The organism is Enterobacter cloacae complex sp. CDL013, from assembly GCF_049238805.1.
GTDB classification, from domain to species: Bacteria; Pseudomonadota; Gammaproteobacteria; order Enterobacterales; family Enterobacteriaceae; genus Enterobacter; species Enterobacter hormaechei_C.
Window position 1 is genome coordinate 104,928 of the sequence record NZ_JBMKGT010000007.1, and the last position, 20,141, is coordinate 125,068.

Annotated in this window: 19 protein-coding genes; 10 read left to right on the forward strand and 9 right to left on the reverse strand. The window is 53.6% G+C overall.

Features of this window, described 5'->3' with window-relative positions:
- Positions 1-10 precede the first annotated feature (10 nt).
- Both ACOTXD_RS15605 and ACOTXD_RS15610 read left to right on the forward strand, forming a co-directional pair.
- Positions 11-2,176 carry a type I secretion system permease/ATPase gene (locus ACOTXD_RS15605; RefSeq protein ID WP_032609150.1) on the forward strand — a complete coding sequence of 722 codons (2,166 nt, stop codon included), beginning with the start codon at positions 11-13 and terminating at the stop codon, positions 2,174-2,176.
- Positions 2,173-3,348, forward strand: coding sequence for an HlyD family type I secretion periplasmic adaptor subunit (locus tag ACOTXD_RS15610; protein WP_022651165.1), 1,176 nt, complete (start codon positions 2,173-2,175; stop codon positions 3,346-3,348). The genes ACOTXD_RS15605 and ACOTXD_RS15610 overlap by 4 nt, the downstream gene beginning before the upstream one ends.
- A gap of 33 nt (positions 3,349-3,381) precedes the next feature.
- Here ACOTXD_RS15610 and ACOTXD_RS15615 read toward each other — a convergent pair whose 3' ends face one another.
- The gene (locus ACOTXD_RS15615; protein ID WP_032610223.1) at positions 3,382-4,266 is read right to left on the reverse strand and encodes a hypothetical protein; all 885 of its coding nucleotides are present in this window, start codon (positions 4,264-4,266) and stop codon (positions 3,382-3,384) included.
- 285 nt (positions 4,267-4,551) lie between these two features.
- On the opposite strand from ACOTXD_RS15615, the gene ACOTXD_RS15620 reads away from it, so the two are divergent.
- Positions 4,552-6,009, forward strand: a complete 1,458-nt coding sequence (locus ACOTXD_RS15620) for an EAL domain-containing protein (protein ID WP_050870639.1) — start codon at positions 4,552-4,554, stop codon at positions 6,007-6,009.
- A gap of 83 nt (positions 6,010-6,092) precedes the next feature.
- Here the strand turns inward: ACOTXD_RS15620 and ACOTXD_RS15625 are convergent, their stop codons facing one another.
- The 6 genes from ACOTXD_RS15625 to ACOTXD_RS15650 form a co-directional block, all read right to left on the reverse strand.
- Positions 6,093-6,371: a biofilm development regulator YmgB/AriR family protein gene (locus ACOTXD_RS15625; RefSeq protein WP_044596271.1), complete on the reverse strand. Its 279-nt coding sequence runs from the start codon at positions 6,369-6,371 to the stop codon at positions 6,093-6,095.
- Positions 6,372-6,394: 23 nt separating this feature from the next.
- Positions 6,395-6,694, reverse strand: a complete 300-nt coding sequence (locus ACOTXD_RS15630; RefSeq protein ID WP_003857266.1) for a hypothetical protein — start codon at positions 6,692-6,694, stop codon at positions 6,395-6,397.
- A 118-nt stretch (positions 6,695-6,812) separates the two neighbouring features.
- Positions 6,813-7,052, reverse strand: a complete 240-nt coding sequence (ycgZ, locus tag ACOTXD_RS15635) for a regulatory protein YcgZ (RefSeq protein WP_003857265.1) — start codon at positions 7,050-7,052, stop codon at positions 6,813-6,815.
- Positions 7,053-7,242: 190 nt separating this feature from the next.
- The gene (locus ACOTXD_RS15640; RefSeq protein ID WP_003857263.1) at positions 7,243-7,515 is read right to left on the reverse strand and encodes a DUF883 family protein; all 273 of its coding nucleotides are present in this window, start codon (positions 7,513-7,515) and stop codon (positions 7,243-7,245) included.
- Positions 7,516-7,699: 184 nt separating this feature from the next.
- Positions 7,700-8,305: a hypothetical protein gene (locus ACOTXD_RS15645; RefSeq protein ID WP_022651169.1), complete on the reverse strand. Its 606-nt coding sequence runs from the start codon at positions 8,303-8,305 to the stop codon at positions 7,700-7,702.
- Between the two features lie 487 nt (positions 8,306-8,792).
- Positions 8,793-9,335, reverse strand: a complete 543-nt coding sequence (locus ACOTXD_RS15650) for a hypothetical protein (protein ID WP_023314121.1) — start codon at positions 9,333-9,335, stop codon at positions 8,793-8,795.
- Positions 9,336-9,675: 340 nt separating this feature from the next.
- Here ACOTXD_RS15650 and ACOTXD_RS15655 point away from each other — a divergent pair, with 340 nt between their 5' ends.
- The 3 genes from ACOTXD_RS15655 (at position 9,676) to ACOTXD_RS15665 (ending at position 12,953) form a co-directional block, all read left to right on the forward strand.
- Positions 9,676-9,951 carry a metal/formaldehyde-sensitive transcriptional repressor gene (locus tag ACOTXD_RS15655; protein WP_003857256.1) on the forward strand — a complete coding sequence of 92 codons (276 nt, stop codon included), beginning with the start codon at positions 9,676-9,678 and terminating at the stop codon, positions 9,949-9,951.
- 32 nt (positions 9,952-9,983) lie between these two features.
- Positions 9,984-11,102 (forward strand): S-(hydroxymethyl)glutathione dehydrogenase/class III alcohol dehydrogenase, encoded by a 1,119-nt coding sequence (locus ACOTXD_RS15660; RefSeq protein ID WP_003857251.1) that lies wholly within the window; start codon positions 9,984-9,986, stop codon positions 11,100-11,102.
- 159 nt (positions 11,103-11,261) lie between these two features.
- Positions 11,262-12,953, forward strand: a complete 1,692-nt coding sequence (locus ACOTXD_RS15665) for a methyl-accepting chemotaxis protein (RefSeq protein ID WP_023324628.1) — start codon at positions 11,262-11,264, stop codon at positions 12,951-12,953.
- A gap of 41 nt (positions 12,954-12,994) precedes the next feature.
- Here the strand turns inward: ACOTXD_RS15665 and ACOTXD_RS15670 are convergent, their stop codons facing one another.
- Positions 12,995-13,918: a LysR substrate-binding domain-containing protein gene (locus ACOTXD_RS15670; protein WP_003857247.1), complete on the reverse strand. Its 924-nt coding sequence runs from the start codon at positions 13,916-13,918 to the stop codon at positions 12,995-12,997.
- 227 nt (positions 13,919-14,145) lie between these two features.
- Here ACOTXD_RS15670 and hglS point away from each other — a divergent pair, with 227 nt between their 5' ends.
- Complete coding sequence (gene hglS, locus ACOTXD_RS15675; RefSeq protein ID WP_003857245.1) at positions 14,146-15,489, forward strand: 2-oxoadipate dioxygenase/decarboxylase HglS; 1,344 nt, start codon at positions 14,146-14,148, stop codon at positions 15,487-15,489.
- A gap of 42 nt (positions 15,490-15,531) precedes the next feature.
- On the forward strand, positions 15,532-17,037 hold the full coding sequence (locus ACOTXD_RS15680; protein ID WP_045349905.1) for a carboxylesterase/lipase family protein: 1,506 nt from the start codon (positions 15,532-15,534) through the stop codon (positions 17,035-17,037).
- Here ACOTXD_RS15680 and ACOTXD_RS15685 read toward each other — a convergent pair.
- A complete protein-coding gene (locus tag ACOTXD_RS15685) occupies positions 17,024-17,866 on the reverse strand; it encodes a LysR family transcriptional regulator (protein WP_022651173.1) in 843 nt (280 codons plus the stop codon). The two genes, ACOTXD_RS15680 and ACOTXD_RS15685, sit on opposite strands and share 14 nt — an antisense overlap.
- A gap of 113 nt (positions 17,867-17,979) precedes the next feature.
- On the opposite strand from ACOTXD_RS15685, the gene ACOTXD_RS15690 reads away from it, so the two are divergent.
- Positions 17,980-19,149 (forward strand): pyridoxal phosphate-dependent aminotransferase, encoded by a 1,170-nt coding sequence (locus tag ACOTXD_RS15690; protein WP_003857239.1) that lies wholly within the window; start codon positions 17,980-17,982, stop codon positions 19,147-19,149.
- Positions 19,150-19,159: 10 nt separating this feature from the next.
- Positions 19,160-19,933, forward strand: a complete 774-nt coding sequence (locus ACOTXD_RS15695; RefSeq protein WP_003857237.1) for an ABC transporter substrate-binding protein — start codon at positions 19,160-19,162, stop codon at positions 19,931-19,933.
- Positions 19,934-20,141: the final 208 nt, after the last annotated feature.

The following is a 20,141-nucleotide window of genomic DNA, read 5'->3' on the forward strand; positions in this document are numbered from 1 at the left end:
ACGTAGCATTATGAAGACACATCCACAGTACGAACCCTGGTTGCAGGGCATGCTCATCATCGCGAAATATTATCGGCTGGATTTTTCGGCGGAGCATGTTCGGGTCACGATTAACCATGAAAGCCAGTCGCCACGCCAGCTGGTGCTGGAGGAGATGGCGCGCCAGCTTGGGCTGGGGATGCGGTGGGTGGCGGCGGAAGCCCTATCGCTCGATCCCTGGCGTTTACCGCTGCTGGCGGAGTTTACCGGCGGGCAAATTGCGGTCATCAACCGTATGGACAACGATGGGAACGTCAGCGTGCAGTTTAGCGGCGACGGCGGCCTGGAGACAACGCTGACGCGGGACGAGCTCGGTTCGCGGTTAAAGGGGCTGATGGTGCTGCGTCCCCTGGAGTCCACGCCGGATGCGCGCGTGGATGATTACATCAAACCCTATGAGAAAAACTGGTTCTGGCAGCTGGCGCTGAAAGACTGGCGTCGTTACAGCGATATTATGCTGGTGGCGCTGGTCGCCAACGTGCTGGCGCTTTCCGGCATGGTCTTCTCCATGCAGGTCTACGACAGGGTGGTACCGTCGCAGTCAGAAGCCACGCTGTGGGTGCTGTTTGGCGGCGTGATGATTGCCATCGTGTTCGAATTCATCATGCGCATGCTGCGCGTGCACATTTCTGACGTGGTGGGGAAGCGCGCCGATCTGCGCATCTCTGAACGCGTCTTTGCCCACGCGCTGCGGATTAAAAACGGCGCACGCTCGAAATCAACCGGATCGTTTATCGCGCAGATCCGCGAGCTGGAATCGGTGCGGGAGCTGATCACCTCCACCACCATTGCCGCTATCTCCGATCTGCCGTTCTTCCTGCTGTTCGTCTTCATCCTGTGGATGATAGGCGGCCCGCTGGTGCTGGTGGTGCTGCTGGCCGTACCGCTGCTGCTCATTCCCGGCCTGCTGGTGCAGCGCCCGCTGGGGAAACTCTCCAGCGAAGGGATGCGTGAATCGGCGATTCGCAACGCCACGCTGGTGGAAGCGGTGCAGGGGCTTGAGGACATCAAGCTGATGCGCGCTGAGCAGCGGTTCCAGAACCAGTGGAATAACACCAATGACGTTGCCGCCAGCGTCGGCATGAAGCAGCGCTGGCTGACGGGGCTGCTGCTAACCTGGACCCAGGAGGTGCAATCTATCGTCTACGCCGTGGTGCTGCTGGTGGGGTGTTACCTGGTCATCAGCGGTGACATGACCACCGGTGCGCTGGTGGGCACCTCGATTCTGGCGTCCCGGACCATTGCGCCGCTGTCGCAAATTTCTGGCGTGCTTTCCCGCTGGCAGTCAGCAAAGGTGGCCCGCAAGGGACTGGATGACCTGATGCAGCGCCCGATTGACGATCCCCAGCACGGAAAGAAGGTGCATAAAGCCCACCTGCGCGGTGATTATCTGCTGGACGACGTGGGGTTTTATTACGACGAAGAAGAGAAGCTCACCGTGCTGAATATCAGCAAACTACGCATTCGCGCCGGGGAGCGCGTGGCGGTGCTCGGGCGGAATGGTTCGGGGAAAAGCACCTTGCTGCACCTCCTCGCGGGAATGCAGGAGCCGCAGCAGGGCAGCATTTTGCTGGACGATATTGCTCTCAATCATCTTGACCCGGCCGACGTGCGCCGCGATATGCAGTTGCTCAGCCAGCAGGCGCGGCTGTTCTTCGGCTCCGTACGCGACAACATCCTGATGGGTAATCCGCTGGCGACAGACGAGGAAATCCATCAGGCGCTGGTCAACAGCGGCGCGCTGGAGTATGTGCGCAAGCAGAAAATGGGGCTAAACACCATCATCAACGAGGGCGGAACGGGGCTTTCCGGCGGGCAACGTCAGGCGCTGCTGCTGGCGCGCGCGCTGATCACCTCGCCGAATATTCTGCTGCTGGATGAACCCACCGCCTGGCTGGATGAGGTCAGCGAGAAGCAGTTTATCCAGCATCTGCACCAGTGGCTCGGTAAGCGCCGGACGCTGGTGGTGGCGACGCATCGCCTGCCGATTCTGGACCTGGTTGACCGCATCATCGTCCTGGAAAACGGCAAAGTGGTGATGGATGGCCCTCGTGATGCCATTTTACGCCAGCACGGAATGGCCCCGCATCAGGCGCCGCAGCGTACTGTTAAACTGAAAACGGAGGGCGTGGCATGAATGATTTCTCCCGCTTTAATAGCCGACTGAAGGAGCCCCGCCTGCCGCGTTCGTCGCTGGTGGCATGGTCGCTGTTTGCCCTGCTGGTGGTGTTTATTACCTGGGCCAGCCTGTTCCAGCTGGATGAGGTCACGACGGGCAGTGGCAAGGTGATCCCGTCCTCCCACGAGCAGGTGATCCAGTCCCTGGAAGGGGGGATTATTCACAGTCTGATGGTGCGCGAAGGCGACATCGTCGAGCGTGGTCAACAGCTTGCCCAACTGGACCGGACGAAAACCGAGTCCAGCGTGCTGGAGAGCGAGTCTCGATTAAACGCTGCAATGGCGACGGCCGCGCGTCTGAATGCTGAGGTGAACGACACCGGGCTGACATTCCCGGCAGAGCTGGATGACGACGTTGAGCTGGTCAAACAGGAAACGGCGCTTTATCAGTCACGTCGCGAAAGCCTTGAAAAAGGGCTGGCGGGTTTACGCCAGGGAGCGGATCTCGTGCAGCGTGAACTGGCATTAACGCGCCCGCTGGTGACGCAGGGGGCGGCCAGTAAGGTCGAAGTCTTACGCCTTGAACGCCAAAAAAATGAGCTGGAGAGCAAAATCACCGAGATGAAAAACCAGTACTACGTTCGCGCCCGCGAAGAACTGGCGAAAGCGAACGCAGAAATAGAGGCGCAGCGTTCGGTCATGAAAGGACGCGAAGATTCACTCACCCGCTTAACGTTTAATGCGCCGGTGCGTGGCATCGTGAAGGATATTGACGTGACGACGGTGGGCGGGGTGATCCCGCCGAACGGCAAACTGATGAGCCTGGTACCGCTTGATGACCAGATGGTGATAGAAGCGAAAATCTCGCCGCGCGATGTCGCGTTTATCCATCCCGGGCAAAAAGCGCTGGTGAAAATCACCGCCTATGATTACTCGATCTACGGCGGGCTGGAAGGGGAGGTGACGATGATTTCCCCGGATACCCTTCAGGACGAGGTGAAACGGGATGTTTATTATTATCGCGTTTATATTCGTACAGACAGTAACCATCTGACCAACAGGCAGGGCAAGGCGTTCCCGGTGTTCCCGGGCATGATAGCCACAGTTGATATCAAAACCGGCAGTAAATCCGTCATTGATTATCTGCTGAAACCGTTGAATAAGGCAAAAGAGGCGCTGCGCGAGCGGTAAAAAAGGCGTTCAGCAAACCGAACGCCCGTCAGATCAGAGTGTAGGCGTCATGTTGACAGCATGGCGTCGTTCTTTTGGTACCACATTGATGTAATGTGTGACATACGCAAAATATAATCCGGCATAATTTTCGACAAGCTCGATAAAGGCCGGATAAATTGACATCCGGCCATCGCCGCGATCTTTAAGATAACCTGCCTCCTGCGCCGATTTGATAATGCGGTTGACGTGAATACGCGAGACGAAAAATTCTTTTGCCAGCGTGCTGGCTGAATACGCTATTATGGCACCGTGTGCTGTTTTGTTTTTAATGGCCTGCAAATAGAGATAGAGCATAATCATTCGTCCACCATCCTTATCAATAAATAAACCCACCTCCGGAAGCACTTTCCTGAATGTTAATCCGCGGAAAAGGTACTCTGCGGCGCGCCGGAAAAAGTTGTGCCTCAGAATGTCATTGTCGAGAAGGTTAACATTAATGTTGAATGCCGGATAAAGAATGCTGACAGGCGTAAACGCCCCGGACATATAGCGTTTAAGCTCATCGAGTCCTTTTTCCGTCGGCGCAATTTTTGTTTTTCGGCGATCTTCACTACAGCGCCAGGTCTTTATTCGCCCGGTAGTTTTAAGTATGGTAATGATCGCGATAACACTGTTAGGGCTGGCGATATTGTAACGGGTGCATAGCGCCTTAATCTCTGAAACTGACTCAGCCTGATTGCCAAAAACAAAACAACACATGGACAATATTATGTTGAAGCGTGATTCCTGAAGCATCGTTTTGTAGAACAAGGGTTGTTTTTTATAAATGACATCATTAATTCTGTAGTGTTCTGTTATAGCTTCACCAAATCGCGGGTTGTTTTTAATGACATCCCTTCGATGTAGCAAAGCCCTGGATGAGATGTGATTATCCATAGCATTTTCTCTTTTTGTCTGGGCCGATAAGATGAAGTGTCCGGTCTTCTTTTTCGGAATTTTCATTATACCTCGAGAAATGCATATTTACTGTCGTTATATGAAAAGAAAGTAATATTTATGCTGCATATGGATGAGTCGGTTGATTAACGCAAAAATGTTCCTGTGCATAACATTGATAACGGTTTATTAACCAAACAGGGTGCGGTAAAATTATTCAATGCGACAAAAAGTATTGGCTTTAATTACAGATGGGAATACTATTTGCATTCTCAGGAGCAGGTTATGTCTCAAAATTTACCTTTTATACAAGGTACGTGCTACAAGCAACGGTTTGTTATTTCAGCCTGCGGTTTCACCTTCGAGGGGTATAGCCTGCTTCTGAAGTCACGTGGCGTAAACGCCACGCGGCTCCATTTTGAAGAGGATGAAGTTTGCTCAGGTGATGTTCATAAAATGATGCAAAATCAACCACCTGAAGTTGCTGTTTTTCTTGGTCGCGACGTCGCTGCCTTTCTTGAAAGCCTGAAGCAGTTGGTATCGGTGCTGAATGCGCTGCCGGTTATTTGTAGCGTGACGCTGTATGGCGCAATACCAGAGAGATGGCTTTATGCCACGTTGTGTAGTCTCGTTAATAATACCAAATCGTTATCGATGATCAGGATAGCGAATATTTCAGACGTAATGGACTGTGCAGACAACATTTATGACGTGCATACCGATTCGTCACGCATATTGCGTGATGGACCCGAGAAAGAAGGTAAAGAAAGTCTGAATGGTTTAACAAAGCGCGAATTAACCGTATTGCTGAATTTTTATCGGGGTATTTCGATAAAAGAGCAGTCTGCGAGGTTAGGGTTGTCAGATAAAACCATTTATACCCATAGAAAAGTGGGGTTGGATAAATTATATCTTATCAGGGTGTGGTTTAGCGATGCACGTGTTTTCAGAGATGAAGTCTGTGCAGTAAAAAATAATCCGCAGGGGTTTTCGGATGCGGAAATTGATATTTTGCAGGCGTTACATAAGCGGGAAATCTTTGCGGCTTATCAAATTATTACCGATGGCGATAAAAAAGGAGTAGGCTTTGAAATTCTGCTGCGCTGGCATAAAAACGGTCAGGTTCTGAAGGCTGCCCAATTTCTGGGTGGGGTGAAAAATGGCGAAATATGGCTCAAGCTGACGGCGTTAGTCATCCACGCGGCCGTGTCAGGTATCAACAGATACAATGGGAAATATTATTTTTCGGTTAATATTCCGCCTCCACTGGCTACCGGGAACGCGCTGCCGGGAATGGCGAAAAAAGCCGTTGAGATGTTACTGAAGCCGCAGTGGGCCGGGAAACTTGTCTTTGAATTAGCTGAAGCGATTGATGTGACAAAGGATCCAAATATTCCTGTCACTCTTCAGCGTTTACGCGCCGAGGGGTGTCGGCTGTTTCTGGATGATTGCTTTTCCAGAGATTACGCTATGTTACCCATCCGACAGATTAATGTTGATGGATTGAAGCTTGACCGCGATATAGTTGAGCACTTTGTTGCTAACGACAATGACTATAGCATTATTAAAGCGATACAGATATACAGCGACATGACGGGAAGGGAATGCGTTGCGGAAGGCGTCGATAGCGAAGAAAAATTTAAAAAACTTGTCGCGTTAGGGGTTAAACGCTTTCAGGGATATTATCTTTCCCGGGCGGTTAAAGAAGAAGAGCTTGATCGAATGGTACGGCTATTTAGTTAATGGGTTCACTATGCTGGTGGTACGACAGAGAAACTTTTCTACCACCAGCAAAAACAGTCACTCACCAGCGCAATAATCTGTTATCAGATATCATCGCGCGTAAAACCGACAACAATTTCAAGCGTATTTCGAATGACATCGCAGGCTTCGGGCTCCTCGGTAATTTCGAGGGCGTGAATCAGTTGCAGGATAATCTCTTTATTAGAGAGATTGTCACCGGTCAGCATAATACAGCGTATTGCCGAGCCCAACACTTCAACCTCACCACTGAGATGTTTTCCTGCATTAAGAAAATGTTCCGCCAGTCCTTTATCGTGCAAGGCTTCAAAATTATACGTCTGCTGCATAATCGCTTTACTCATGGTGGTCACCGTTTCGGTTAAAATTAGTGTTTCTTGTCTGGGGTCAAAAGCGTGTTGTGAGTAAAGAGAGATCGCATGCGACCCATGTCATAATTGCCCATCACTCTTCCCCGGTCGTGCGAGACGCCGGTTACACGCTGGCGCACTTCATCTTCAGCGGCAATCAATGCATTTTTACGTTCATCATTTGATTCAACGTTAGCCATCGCCCGCAGGCGATTAGCAAGAGACACAAAGGTAATAGGTCCGTTCTCTTTCAGTATGGATAATACGGCCTCACCGATAAGGTCATCCTTAAGTCGTTCAAATTTAGTTCTATGCATACCTTCAATCTCACTCTGCTACACGCGGCAGGCTGTAGCATGGGGTTAGTCATCGCATTCAGAAGCTCTATTCTCACTCAGCATGACTAACTTAGTAAGTTAAAAAACAGTGTTCAGGTTAACGCTCGAAGAAGAGGGCTATCAAACCGTTGTAGTGCGCTTTCTCAACGTCAGACGTGGATTCTTCAATTCTGCGCAACAGCTTTGTACAAATTGTCATTCTGCTCAGTTGTACATTTTCTTTGATGATCTCACTGACGATGGCACCAAGGGTTTCCTGCTGTGTTGGGACGTTATCCTTGTTAAAATACAAGGTTATAGCGCTTTCTGCTGTAGAGGGAGCATGGTTGCGACGCATAATTTTCCACCGTTAACAAACAATTTTGTAACATCACTGGCATCGAATTTATACTATATGGTCAAATCTGTACATCAAAATTGTACAACTTTTTCGTATGGATTGAGCTTTTATCAGGAGAACTATCAAGATTAGGGGGGGGGAAGAGAAGGAAAGAGGGGGAAAAGAAAAGGCCCCGGAGGGCCTGAAATTATTTACGTCCCAACAGAAGTCCCAGAACGATACCTACCGCACCCGCAGCGATTAAGCCCGTTAACGGGTTATTTCTGACGGCTTCAGTAACATCCGAGACGGCATCACTGGCCTGGGCAGCATATTTTTTCGCTGCACCTTTCACCTGGTGTTTAGGGGAGTCAACGAATTCACCAAACTGCTGCTGCGCAGAGCCGGATAATTCATCAAGTTTGTTTTTGGCTTTATCGCCAGCGTATTGTGCATTTTTATCAGTGTCGAAATCAGACATTCCAGCCTCCTTTTGTTGATAGTCTAAGGATAGACGCTGATTTCAGGCGTGAGCGAGAATTCGCTGAAATCGACGCCTGATTGCCCCTTTTTAGGATATGTCTTTCTTACATGACAACCCTAACGTCCTTAGGATGTTGTTGATCACTATTTCCCTCGCCGTCTCTCTACGCAGTGCGAAGAGATTATTTTTGTCGTGCGTGAGCGGGAAAGGTAACGTAATAACCAAGGGATGCGGCCAGGCACAGCATATAACCGAACGATTCCGAACCTTCCTCCACGGCGTTTTTCACGACACGCATATAGCCATGCTCCAGGATGGCGTGCCACAGCACCTGCATTCCAAAGAGGCGGGAGAAGACCAGTACAGCCAGCAGGCCGCTCAACAGAATACCGTACCAGGGGGATTGGGTATATTTTGCCAGCTGTTCCAGGGTAGCACGAAAATGCATAACGGGGCGAATTAACGCCAGCACAGCGGTAATCAGCGCGAACCACACCCAACTCCCATGAGAAATGAGATCAAAAAGCGCGTCCAGCTCACGAATTAGCATTGTCAGGAAAAATCCGCCCACCAGAATATTACAATAACGCATGGATTCGTACATTTTCGCCAGACGAAAATGGAGAAAGACAATACTCGCTAATACCGTTTCCTGCATAATTTCGGTCAGTGATAATTCCGGAATATCATGGCCGACAAACCGCATATCAACCCAAAGACAAAGTACAATAAGTGCGCAAGCGGCCGCCGCGCCAACGAAGAATAAAAAGCTCTTTAGTACAATCATTAACACCACCATTTTGTTTGTAGCGAGTATGTTAGGTGACGAGAATGTTACTTCTGTTCACAATGTGCCATATAAGTGCGGATTTTTAACATTTTGAGCTAAATAGGGTTGGTCGAGGTGGGGGTAAACCCTAAATATGGTTGCACCATCTCTGAGAGAGACGTTAAGGGTAAACCCCAACCGCTCGTTAAACAGCTGTAGCTGCTCAACATAGAACTCGTTGAAGCAGGTCGAATATTCCAGATACAGCATTTCCGCTTCTCCACACCCGAGCTGGCAGGCGAAGAAAGAGTGGCTAAGTCAGCAGCTGGTGACCAGCATGTGTTTAAGTGCTAAATGCCGCAAGGCCAATAACACCGCGGCCGCAGTTGTACAGACAGGCTATAGTGATCTCCTTTGCCTGCTCAATACGGATCTTAACTTGAGTTTAAAACTGGCCGCAATTTTTAGGTATGGCCATCTGGTTTTGAATTCATTGATAGCTACTTCATACAATGTAGAAATACACTGCGGGTATTATAATTACTATTATTAGCAATAAAATATTTGTTGTTTTTTTACTGACGTTTGATGGCAGGCCATTTTTACTAACATACAATATCGCTTCAAAAAGAAACCAGTACATAGAAATACAAACAATGAAAAATAAAGGCATTATTGTTTTTGATATACCTTCAGAGAAGGATAATATTAAGGTTAACCCTGTCATCATGCCGACCATCGTAGAAGCATACGCTTTCCCTACTTTGATAACAGGGAAAATAATGAGTGTATATATGAGTTTATTATATTTTTTCTTGACATTTATGCTGCCGACAAATCGAAGTGTCAGAGACGTAATAGACGTTGCTATTACAAGCATTGCTGCAAGAGAATGAGGGGCCATATGTTCTTCAATGATAGTTTCTATCTCCTGAGTATATTTATCACTAAGGAAATTGAAAGGTATCAATACAACCAAACTAAGAAGAAAGAAAAATAAACTATCTTTGCATAATGCATATATACTTCGTCTTAAGAAAATGCTCATTAAAAGCCCTTAATAAAAGTTTTCATTCATAAAAAGCATTTGACATTTAAAAATGTTAACTATCGCCTATTAGTCTATTCCTCATTGTATTCTTAAGAAACCTACAGTCTTTGGTGGGGACGGGAATTTGCGTGAATGCAGAAACCTTCAAAAATGCGGATACGACGGTATTTATTACAACTATGTTTTTACAGAATGTGTCATAGCTTAGTTCAGATGTTCGAGTCAAGAAAAGATACACACTATAAATTACATGATACCTGATACCCTCATAAAACTTAATGTTTACATTAACTTCCCATGAAGGATACAATACCCCCCTATAGTATCAGGAGGGCGTATGCCGCATTCACCCGAAGATAAAAAACGTATTCTGACCCGCGTCCGCCGCATTCGGGGCCAGGTTGATGCCCTTGAACGCGCCCTGGAATCGGGCGATCCCTGTCTCGCCATTTTGCAGCAAATCGCCGCCGTGCGCGGCGCTGCCAATGGCCTGATGGGGGAAATGGTTGAAATTCACCTCAAAGATGAGCTGGTGACGGGGGAGACCACCCCGGATCAGCGGGCTGTGCGGATGGCGGAAGTCGGCCATTTACTGCGCTCTTATCTAAAATAAATCCACACACCTCACAACAAGGGAAAGACATCATGAAATCTCGCGCAGCTGTCGCGTTCGGCCCAGGCCAGCCGCTGAAAATCGTTGAAATTGATGTTGCTCCGCCGAAGAAAGGCGAAGTGCTGATCAAAATTACCCACACCGGCGTTTGCCATACCGATGCGTTTACCCTGTCCGGTGACGATCCGGAAGGCGTATTCCCTGCGGTGCTCGGCCACGAAGGGGGCGGTGTGGTGGTGGAAGTGGGTGAAGGCGTCACCAGCCTGAAGCCCGGCGACCATGTGATCCCGCTCTACACCGCAGAGTGCGGTGAGTGTAAGTTCTGCAAATCCGGCAAAACTAACCTCTGCCAGGCCGTGCGCGCCACGCAGGGTAAAGGCCTTATGCCGGACGGCACCACCCGTTTCTCCTATAACGGCGAGCCCATTTATCACTACATGGGGACCAGCACCTTCAGCGAATACACGGTGTGCGCCGAGATCTCACTGGCGAAAGTGAATCCGCAGGCCCCGCTGGATAAAGTCTGTCTGCTCGGCTGCGGTGTCACCACCGGTATCGGCGCGGTGCATAACACGGCGAAAGTGAAAGAGGGTGACACCGTGGCGGTGTTCGGCCTCGGCGGGATCGGTCTGGCAGTCATCCAGGGCGCGGTACAGGCGAAAGCTGGCCGCATCATTGCTGTGGATACCAACCCGGAAAAATTTAAGCTCGCAGGTGAGATGGGCGCGACCGATTTCATCAACCCGAAAGACTACGACAAACCGGTTCAGGAGGTGATCGTTGAGCTGACCGACGGCGGCGTGGACTTCAGCTTCGAATGTATCGGCAACGTCGATGTGATGCGCTCAGCGCTTGAGTGCTGCCACAAAGGCTGGGGCGAGAGCATCATTATCGGTGTGGCTGGCGCGGGTCAGGAGATCAAAACCCGTCCCTTCCAGCTGGTGACAGGGCGCGTATGGCGCGGGTCGGCATTTGGCGGCGTGAAAGGCCGTACCCAGCTGCCGGGCATGGTTGAAGATGCGATGGTCGGTAAAATTCAGCTCGACCCGTTCATTACGCACCGCCTGCCGCTGGAGCAGATCAACGAAGCCTTCGATCTGATGCACGAAGGAAAATCTATTCGTACCGTTATCCATTTCGGCGACAACTGATTATTCTGCCAGCGGTTTTTTCCGCTGGCATTTCTTCCCTGATCTTTTCTAAAGTGTGACCTGTCTGGCGCTTTTAACCGTAATCTAATTCCCTGGCGTGCCGATGACTCTTTTACAGGCGTGTTTTTACGCATCTTACCTATAAGAGAGTCGACGGTCATGGACAACACAACATCGATGCAGGCGCAGCATAAGCTGAGTTTCTTGCATCACATCCGGCTGGTTCCGCTGTTTTCCTCCATTCTCGGTGGCATTATTCTCCTGTTTGCATTGAGCTCGGGTCTGGCAGGCTATTTCCTGCTCCAGGCCGATAACGATCAGCAGGATGTCACGGCAGAAATCCAGGTGCGCACCGGGCTGTCAAACAGTTCCAACCATTTACGCACCGCCCGTATCAACATGATCCACGCGGGGGCGGCGAGCCGTATCGCGGAGATGGAGGCGATGAAACAAAACATCGCTGAGGCTGAGACCCGCATCAGGCAGTCGCAGGATGGATTTGCCGCCTATATGAAGCGCACTATTCGCACACCGGCTGATGAAGCGCTGGACGGCGATCTGAAAGCCCGCTATGACGCCTACATCGCCGGTATGCAGCCGATGCTGAAATATGCCAAAAACGGCATGTTTGAAGCCATTATTAACCACGAAAATGAGACCGCGCGTCCGCTGGACGATGCCTATAACGCGGTGCTGCTGAAGGCGATAAAAATCCGCACCGAACGCGCCAATGCGCTGACGGCGCAGGCTCACACCCGCACCCGGCTGGGGCTGATGTTTATGTTCGGCGCGTTTGGCCTGGCGCTGGCGCTGGCGGTGATCACTTTTGTGGTGCTGCGCCGTACGGTGATAAACCCGCTCCAGCGAGCCGCTACGCGTATCGAAAATATCGCGAAAGGCGATTTGACCATGCCGGACGAACCGACCGGGCGCAGTGAAATTGGCCGCCTTACGCGCGATCTGCAAACGATGCAGCACGCGCTGGTGACCACCGTAGGCACCGTGCGGCAAGGGGCGGAGGAGATCTACCGGGGAACGAGCGAGATCTCCGCGGGTAACACCGATCTCTCTTCCCGTACTGAGCAGCAGGCGGCGGCGATTGAACAGACGGCGGCCAGCATGGAGCAGCTCACCGCGACGGTGAAACAGAACGCCGATAACGCGCATCATGCAAGTAAACTGGCAGAAGATGCCTCCGGGAAGGCCAGCCGCGGGGGGCAGATGGTCTCCGGCGTGGTGAAAACAATGGGTAATATTTCCACCAGCTCGAAGAAGATCTCTGAAATTACCGCCGTGATTAACAGCATCGCGTTCCAGACCAATATTCTGGCGCTCAACGCGGCGGTCGAGGCGGCGCGTGCGGGTGAACAGGGACGCGGCTTTGCGGTCGTGGCGAGTGAAGTTCGCACCCTGGCAAGCCGCAGCGCAAACGCGGCGAAAGAGATTGAAAGCCTGATTAATGAATCGGTGTCGCTTATCGATCAGGGTTCCGGGGAGGTGGTTGCAGCGGGCAATACCATGAATGAAATCGTCGAGGCGGTTAAACGCGTCACCGATATCATGCTGGAGATTGCAGCGGCGTCCGATGAGCAGAGCCGCGGCATCGTTCAGGTGAGCCAGGCGATTTCCGAGATGGATAAGGTGACGCAGCAGAATGCCTCGCTGGTGGAAGAAGCTTCTGCGGCAGCGGCTTCGCTGGAGGAGCAGGGCGCACGTCTGACGGAAGCCGTTGGCGCGTTTCGTCTCAACGGGGCGCACGCAGGACGGACTACAGCCGCTGCAAACGCAGCGAAACCCGCGCCTTTAACCCCGGCGGCGGTCGTCTCAGGTGATAACTGGGAAACGTTCTGAGTAAGACAGACCCGCCCTCGCGGCGGGTTCTGCGTTTATGGTCAGAGAGGCATTGATTTACGAATGGCGCTTAACAGCGTTTGGGCACCTTCAGAGAGCGGGGCATCTACCCGCGTCAGGATCCCAATCGGTTCTCCCGCGCCGGGCGATGTTACCGGCAGCGCCGTAAGCACGCCGCGTCGCAGATCGTCCTTCACCGCGCCGGACGGCACAAACCATACGTAGTCATAATCCACCGTAAGCTGGCGCGACAGCGACGCCGAGAGCGTTTCAATACACCCGGAAGGCAGCGTGCAGCCCTGCATTTGCAGCAACGCTTCCGCATTCTGACGCGGAACGGTTCCTTTTGGTGAGACCACCACCGGCCACTCCATCACACGGCTCAGGGTCACGGTGTCCTGCAACAGAGGATGATTCGGACGCACGACCAGCTTCAGCGATTCCAGGAACAGCAGCTCGTAGTTCAGGCCGCTCATCAGTTCCGGATCGGACATCCGCCCAATGCCCAGATCCAGCTCGCCTGACTTCAGGCCCGCCAGCAGCATGGTGTTATTCATGGTCGCGACCTGAAGCGTGGCGTGCTTTTGCTGACGGTGGAACTGGCCGATCGCCGCAGGCAGTATGCCCAGCGCCGCCGTTGGCAGCGCGCCCACGCGCACGATGTCGCTGGCCGGCTCCTCTTTACGGTTTAACGCCTGACCGGCGGTATTGAGGGCATCGAGAACTTTAACGGCATGCGTCAGGAACTGTTCGCCCACGAGCGTAAGCTGAGCCCCCAGACGGCCGCGATCGAACAGGCGGGTTCCGGTAAGCTGTTCCAGTTCGTTCAGCGTTTTGGAGAGTGCAGGCTGACTGAGGTTAAGGGTTTCAGCCGCTCGCCCCAGCGTTCCCTGTTGAGCGACGGCCACAAAAGTATGCAAATGGCGCAAGCGTATGCGCTGACTGAACAGACCATTTTTTTCCATAGGCGATGTTAAAAACAGAGCGACGCGGGTGACAAGTTAAGATGTTTGAATTTGATAACCTGATAGCAAAATATTTTTAACATTTGATCTGTTTGAGTTACAACCGTTTTTCGAAAATGCCCACGCTTTGACCACTCGTCTGCCTGGATCACAATTCGTAAATTCTTCCCAACGAAAGGAACGGGCTTCTCTACACTCCAGGTAGTATTCACTGGAGGCATGACATCATGGCGAACACCATCACGGCTGATGATATTCGGGAACACTTTTCGCAGGCTATGTCGGCGATGTACCAGCAGGAAGTTCCGCAGTACGGCACCTTGCTGGAACTGGTGGCGGACGTTAACCTGGCGGTTCTGGAAAATAACCCACTTTTACATGAACAACTGGCGAACGCAGACGAACTGGCGCGCCTGAATGTTGAACGTCACGGTGCGATCCGCGTTGGCACCGCGCAGGAGCTTTCCACCCTGCGCCGGATCTTCGCCATTATGGGCATGTACCCGGTCAGCTACTACGATCTCTCCCAGGCGGGCGTGCCCGTCCACTCGACGGCGTTTCGTCCGACAGACGATGCGGCGCTCTGCCGTAATCCGTTTCGCATTTTTACCTCGCTGCTGCGCCTGGAGCTGATTGAAAACGTTGCGCTGCGCGAAAGGGCGGCGGAGATCCTCTCCCGGCGCAACATCTTTACGCCGCGCTGTCTGGAACTGATCGACCTGCATGATGCGCAGGGACACTTTACCGAGGCACAGGCGCGCGAATTTGTGCAGGAAGCCTTAGAAACCTTCCGCTGGCATCGCCATGCGACGGTCGATCAGGAAACCTATCTGGCGCTGAGCAACGAACATCGCCTGATTGCCGACGTGGTCTGTTTCCCGGGGTGCCACATCAACCATCTCACGCCGCGCACGCTGGATATCGACCGGGTGCAGGAGCTAATGCCGAAGTACGGCATCGAGCCGAAAATCCTGATTGAAGGCCCGCCGCGCCGCGAGGTGCCGATCCTCCTGCGTCAGACCAGCTTTAAGGCGCTGGAGGAGCCGGTGCTGTTCGCGGGGGAACACAAGGGCACCCATACCGCGCGTTTCGGTGAGATTGAGCAGCGCGGCGTGGCGCTTACGCCGAAAGGGCGCGAGCTGTACGACAGCCTGTTAAACCAGGCCGGGACCGGCAAAGACAACCTGACCCACCAGCTTCACCTGCGCGAGATCTTCAGCGCCTTCCCGGACAGTGAAATGTTCCTGCGCCGTCAGGGGCTGGCTTATTTCCGCTACCGTCTGACCCCGACAGGTGAGGCGCATCGCCACGCTTTTCGTCCCGGCGACGATCCGCAGCCGCTGATCGAGCGCGGCTGGGTTGTGGCACAGCCCATCACCTACGAGGATTTTCTGCCCGTCAGCGCGGCGGGGATCTTCCAGTCGAATCTTGGCAATGAAACGCAGGCGCGCAGCCACGGCAATGCCAGCCGCAATGCCTTCGAAGCCGCGCTCGGCTGTGCGGTGTACGACGAGTTTTCGCTTTACGAGGAGGCGGAAGCGCGCAGCAAACAGCGTTGCGGTTTGCTCTGAAACCGTTACTCTGCGAGGGTGTGATGGAAAAAGAAGGTTGGTATGGAAAATCCCTCCGCCCCTGTGGTTGAAACGCGCCAGGGCGCACTGATTGGTTTTACTGAAGGCGATACCCATGTGTGGTGTGGCATTCCCTATGCGGCACCCCCTGTTGGCCCGTGGCGCTGGCGCTCCCCGCGTCCCCCTGCACGCTGGGATGGCGTGCGTCCGGCGACGGCGTTCTCCGCCTCCAGCTGGCAGAGCAGCGAAAGCTGTCAGGAGCTGGGCGGCGGCGACCCCGGCCAGTTCTCTGAAGACTGCCTGTACCTTAACGTCTGGTCGCCAGTGGCTCGCGCCGCTCCGCTTCCGGTGATGGTCTGGCTGCACGGCGGAGGATTTACCCTCGGCGCTGGCGGGCTGCCTCCGTATAACGGCAGGGCGCTGGCGAAGCGTGGCACGGTGGTGGTGACGATCAATTACCGTCTCGGCCACCTCGGCTTTTTTGCTCATCCGGCGCTGGAGGGGGAGGAAGAGCGCGTGGTGCATAACTTTGCACTGCTCGATCAGATCCAGGCCCTGGAATGGGTGCGCGATAACATTGCCGCGTTCGGCGGCGATCCTGAGAACATCACCGTATTTGGCGAGTCGGCCGGTGCGCGCAGCGTGCTGTCGCTGATGGCTTCCCCGCTTGCGGGAGGACTGTTCCATAAAGCCATTGTGCAAAGCGGGTACACGCTGCCCGACACCCCGCGCGAGCAGGCCATGCATAAAGGCGAAGCGATTGCCGCCCATTTCGGCCTGCACAATGCTACCGCGGAACAGCTTCGCGCGATCCCGCCTGAGGCGTTCTGGCCGCTGACCTCGCCGTTGAATATCGCCCCTGCGCCCATCGTGGGGGATTGCGTTTTGCCTGAGGCCATGCTCGACGTTTTCTTCGCGGCCCGCCAGCATCCTGTACCGGTGATGATTGGGTCGAACAGCGACGAAGCCAGCGTGATGTCGGTATTCGGGGTCGATCTGGCCGGGCAGATCCAGAAGCTCCGCCGTGAGCGGCGCTTTGGCCTGGGGCTGATAAAGCTGCTTTATCCTGGCGTGAAGGGCGATGAGGAACTTGGCAGGCAGGTATGCCGCGACATGGCCTTCACCACCATGGGATACGTGGTAATGCAGGCCCAGCAGCGGGCGGGCGGCCTGTGCTGGCGATACTGGTTTGATTATGTGGCCGAAGCGGAGCACGCGACGTACATCAACGGCGCCTGGCACGGCAACGAAGTGCCCTACGTCTTCGATACCCTTGGACAGGTGGAACCTTCGCGGCAGTATGTGAATGAACGCGATCTGGCCTTCGCCGCTCAGGTGGCGGACTACTGGGTGAGCTTCGCCCGGGATGCGGGGGCACGCGATAGCCTGGCAGGGCCCACGCGCTGGCCCGCCTGCCGGAAAGGGCGGGACGTGCTGTTACGTATTGGTGTGAATAAACATGCAGGTTTTCGGCTTGAAAACCGCTTCATGCGTGCGCGTATGAGCCTCTTCAAACGGGTGATGAAACACCACGTCAGCCTCGACTGAGCAGACAGGCGCGAAACGCATCCAGCCCGTTTTCAGGGCCGGGTGCGTCGCGTAATACCAGCCGGTAGCTCGCCCCCGTTTTTATGCTTGTGTCAAACGGGCGCATCAGCCGTCCGGCGCGCACGTCCTCCTCCACCAGCGTTTCATCCGCGATGGCGATGCCCAGCCCCTGAATGGCGGCGGTAATGGCGAGATCCATGGTTTCGAAGTGTTGATTTTTGAGCATAGCTGGCGGCGGACCCGGCTGTTTCGCCAGCCACAGCGTCCAGTCCGTTTTGTCCCGCGTGGGGTGAAGGAAGGTGAGTGCTTCCAGCGCAGAGCCGGCCCGTAGCGGGCTCATCACCGGGGTTAAGGCCTCTTCGAACAGCAGATCGCCGGCGCTCATGTGCGTCCCAAACACAATCGCCGCGTCACAGGATTCGGTTTTGAAATTGACGTTGTGATCGGTGGTGGTGGTCAGCGCAATCTGGAGTTCCGGCTGTTCGCGCTCCACCTGTAGCAGACGCGGCACCAGCCAGCGCATCGCGCAGGTAGGCGCTTTCAGACGGATTACGGTCTGGTGCGTTCGCGCCTGTTCAGCAACGTTCAGCAGGTGCTCAAAGGCAGATTGCAGCTCCGGCAGCAGGGCGCTTCCCTGTGAGGAGAGACGCAGGCCGCGCGCATGGCGCTCGAACAGCGGGAAGCCGAACCAGCTTTCCAGCGAGGCGATTTTACGGCTTACCGCCCCCTGCGTCAGACAAAGCTCCTTCGCGGCATGGGTAAGATTCAGGTGACGCGCGGTCACGATGAACGTCTCTACGGCATTAAGCGGAAATGAACGACGCGACATATCTCACCTTAGCTATGCATTTTTGTCATGGCTATTATGACAACAATTCGATTGTCCCGACAATGAAGTTGTTGTTTGAATAGTTATGCATTCACCACGAGAAGGGACAGAGGATGACTTTGAAAACGCCGGTGCAGACACGATCCAAATTGCCCGATGTGGGAACCACCATTTTTACCGTTATCGGCCAGCTTTCAGCCCGGCATAACGCCATCAACCTTTCTCAGGGTGCGCCGAATTTTTCCTGCGACCCAAAACTTATCTCCGGCGTGACCCGCGCCATGGAGGCAGGGTATAACCAGTACGCCTCCATGACCGGTCTGCAACCGCTCAGAGAGCGCATCGCGGACAAAATTGCCACGCTCTATGGCACACACTATGACCCGGCGAGTGAGGTGCTGGTGACCGCCAGCGCCAGCGAAGGGCTTTACTCAGCCATCAGCGGGCTGGTTCATCCTGGAGACGAGGTGATCTATTTCGAGCCCTCCTTTGACAGCTATGCGCCGATTGTCCGTCTGCAAGGAGCGACGCCGATTGCCATTAAACTGACGGTACCGTATTTTGCCGTGAACTGGGATGAAGTACGGGCGGCTATAACCCCACGCACGCGGATGATCATCGTCAATACGCCGCACAACCCGAGCGGACAGGTGTTTTCAGCCGCCGATCTGCACCAGCTGGCAGCGCTGACGCGCCACACCGACATCATCATTTTGTCTGACGAAGTGTACGAGCACGTCGTTTTTGATGGCGAACCGCACCACGGAATGGCGACGCACCCGCAGCTGGCGGAGCGCAGCGTGATTATTTCTTCTTTCGGAAAAACCTATCACGTCACCGGCTGGCGCGTGGGTTATTGTGTGGCACCCGCGGAACTGATGGATGAGATATGTAAAGTCCATCAATTTTTAATGTTCTCGGCCGATACGCCGATGCAGTACGCGTTTGCCGAACACATGACCGATCCGCAAACCTGGCTGTCGCTGGCGGCGTTTTATCAGCGCAAGCGCGATCTGCTGCAAAGTTTGCTCGCCGACTCACCGTTCAGGCTGCTACCAAGTGCCGGTTCGTTCTTCCTGCTGGCGGATTACAGCGGCTTTAGCGACGAGCGCGACAGCGAGATGGTGAAAAGGCTGATTGTCGAGTACGGGGTTGCCACCATTCCGCTGTCGGCGTTTTATGCCGATGGCACGGACAATAAGTTAATCCGTCTCTCTTTTGCGAAAGATGAGGCGACGTTACGGGCAGGTGCCCAGGCCCTTTGTCGGGTTACACCACGTTAAGGAATTTGAGATGAAATTACGCGCGTTAGTTGTCGGCATGGGACTGTTGTGTTCATTCTCGTCGTTTGCCGCCACCGAGTTGCGATACGGGCTGGAAGCGGAATATCCACCGTTTGAAAGCCGCAATGCGTCAGGGGAGCTGGAAGGGTTTGATGTAGAGCTGGGAAATGCCATCTGTAAAGCCGCCGCGCTGAAGTGCAGCTGGGTTGAAACCTCGTTTGATGCGCTGATCCCCGGTCTGGTGGCGAAAAAGTTCGACGCCATAAACTCGGCGATGAACATCACCGAGCAGCGTCGCAAAAGCATTGATTTCACCCAGCCCATCTATCGCATTCCCTCCCAGCTGGTGGGCAAAGCCGGTTCTGCGGTAGAGGCTACCCCCGAAGGGCTGAAGGGCAAAACCATCGGCGTTCTCCAGGGTTCAATTCAGGAAACTTACGCCAAAGAGCACTGGGAAAAGCACGGTGTCACCGTGGTGTCTTATAAAGATCAGAATATGGCCTGGGGAGATCTGCTGAATGGCCGCATCGATGCCTCGCTGGTCATGTCAGCGGCCGGGCAGGCAGGTTTCCTCAGTAAGCCGCAGGGTAAAGGGTTTGGCTTTATCGGCAAACCGGTGTCGGACGACACCATCCTCGGCAGTGGGATCGGCTTTGGGCTGCGTAAGGGGGATGAGGCCACCAAAAAGCAGCTTGATGCCGCAATTGATAAAGTACGTGCCGACGGCACGATCGCTAAACTGGCTGATAAGTACTTCCCGGGTATCGATGTCAGCGTAAAATAACCGCCTCGTTGGTCCCGGCTGTCGATGTCCAGCCGGGGCATTTTTATACATAACTTTACCCCTTTTTCAGGCCGTTCTGGTCGACAGAAAATATTTCTCGGTTTGTTCAGATAATCACCCGCCAACAATTGGATTCTTAACCGTTTTTGTTTAGGCTGTGCGTTCTTTCTTGCCGTCATTTCGCTGCGCGCGAAACTCATTCACACGA

Excerpts from the sequence above, each read along its gene's own strand:
- ACOTXD_RS15605 (WP_032609150.1), top strand. The coding sequence starts at position 11 with ATGAAGACACATCCACAGTACGAACCCTGGTTGCAGGGCATGCTCATC.
- ACOTXD_RS15610 (WP_022651165.1), top strand. The coding sequence starts at position 2,173 with ATGAATGATTTCTCCCGCTTTAATAGCCGACTGAAGGAGCCCCGCCTG.
- ACOTXD_RS15615 (WP_032610223.1), bottom strand. The coding sequence starts at position 4,266 with ATGGATAATCACATCTCATCCAGGGCTTTGCTACATCGAAGGGATGTC.
- ACOTXD_RS15620 (WP_050870639.1), top strand. The coding sequence starts at position 4,552 with ATGTCTCAAAATTTACCTTTTATACAAGGTACGTGCTACAAGCAACGG.
- ACOTXD_RS15625 (WP_044596271.1), bottom strand. The coding sequence starts at position 6,371 with ATGAGTAAAGCGATTATGCAGCAGACGTATAATTTTGAAGCCTTGCAC.
- ACOTXD_RS15630 (WP_003857266.1), bottom strand. The coding sequence starts at position 6,694 with ATGCATAGAACTAAATTTGAACGACTTAAGGATGACCTTATCGGTGAG.
- ycgZ (WP_003857265.1), bottom strand. The coding sequence starts at position 7,052 with ATGCGTCGCAACCATGCTCCCTCTACAGCAGAAAGCGCTATAACCTTG.
- ACOTXD_RS15640 (WP_003857263.1), bottom strand. The coding sequence starts at position 7,515 with ATGTCTGATTTCGACACTGATAAAAATGCACAATACGCTGGCGATAAA.
- ACOTXD_RS15645 (WP_022651169.1), bottom strand. The coding sequence starts at position 8,305 with ATGATTGTACTAAAGAGCTTTTTATTCTTCGTTGGCGCGGCGGCCGCT.
- ACOTXD_RS15650 (WP_023314121.1), bottom strand. The coding sequence starts at position 9,335 with ATGAGCATTTTCTTAAGACGAAGTATATATGCATTATGCAAAGATAGT.
- ACOTXD_RS15655 (WP_003857256.1), top strand. The coding sequence starts at position 9,676 with ATGCCGCATTCACCCGAAGATAAAAAACGTATTCTGACCCGCGTCCGC.
- ACOTXD_RS15660 (WP_003857251.1), top strand. The coding sequence starts at position 9,984 with ATGAAATCTCGCGCAGCTGTCGCGTTCGGCCCAGGCCAGCCGCTGAAA.
- ACOTXD_RS15665 (WP_023324628.1), top strand. The coding sequence starts at position 11,262 with ATGGACAACACAACATCGATGCAGGCGCAGCATAAGCTGAGTTTCTTG.
- ACOTXD_RS15670 (WP_003857247.1), bottom strand. The coding sequence starts at position 13,918 with ATGGAAAAAAATGGTCTGTTCAGTCAGCGCATACGCTTGCGCCATTTG.
- hglS (WP_003857245.1), top strand. The coding sequence starts at position 14,146 with ATGGCGAACACCATCACGGCTGATGATATTCGGGAACACTTTTCGCAG.
- ACOTXD_RS15680 (WP_045349905.1), top strand. The coding sequence starts at position 15,532 with ATGGAAAATCCCTCCGCCCCTGTGGTTGAAACGCGCCAGGGCGCACTG.
- ACOTXD_RS15685 (WP_022651173.1), bottom strand. The coding sequence starts at position 17,866 with ATGTCGCGTCGTTCATTTCCGCTTAATGCCGTAGAGACGTTCATCGTG.
- ACOTXD_RS15690 (WP_003857239.1), top strand. The coding sequence starts at position 17,980 with ATGACTTTGAAAACGCCGGTGCAGACACGATCCAAATTGCCCGATGTG.
- ACOTXD_RS15695 (WP_003857237.1), top strand. The coding sequence starts at position 19,160 with ATGAAATTACGCGCGTTAGTTGTCGGCATGGGACTGTTGTGTTCATTC.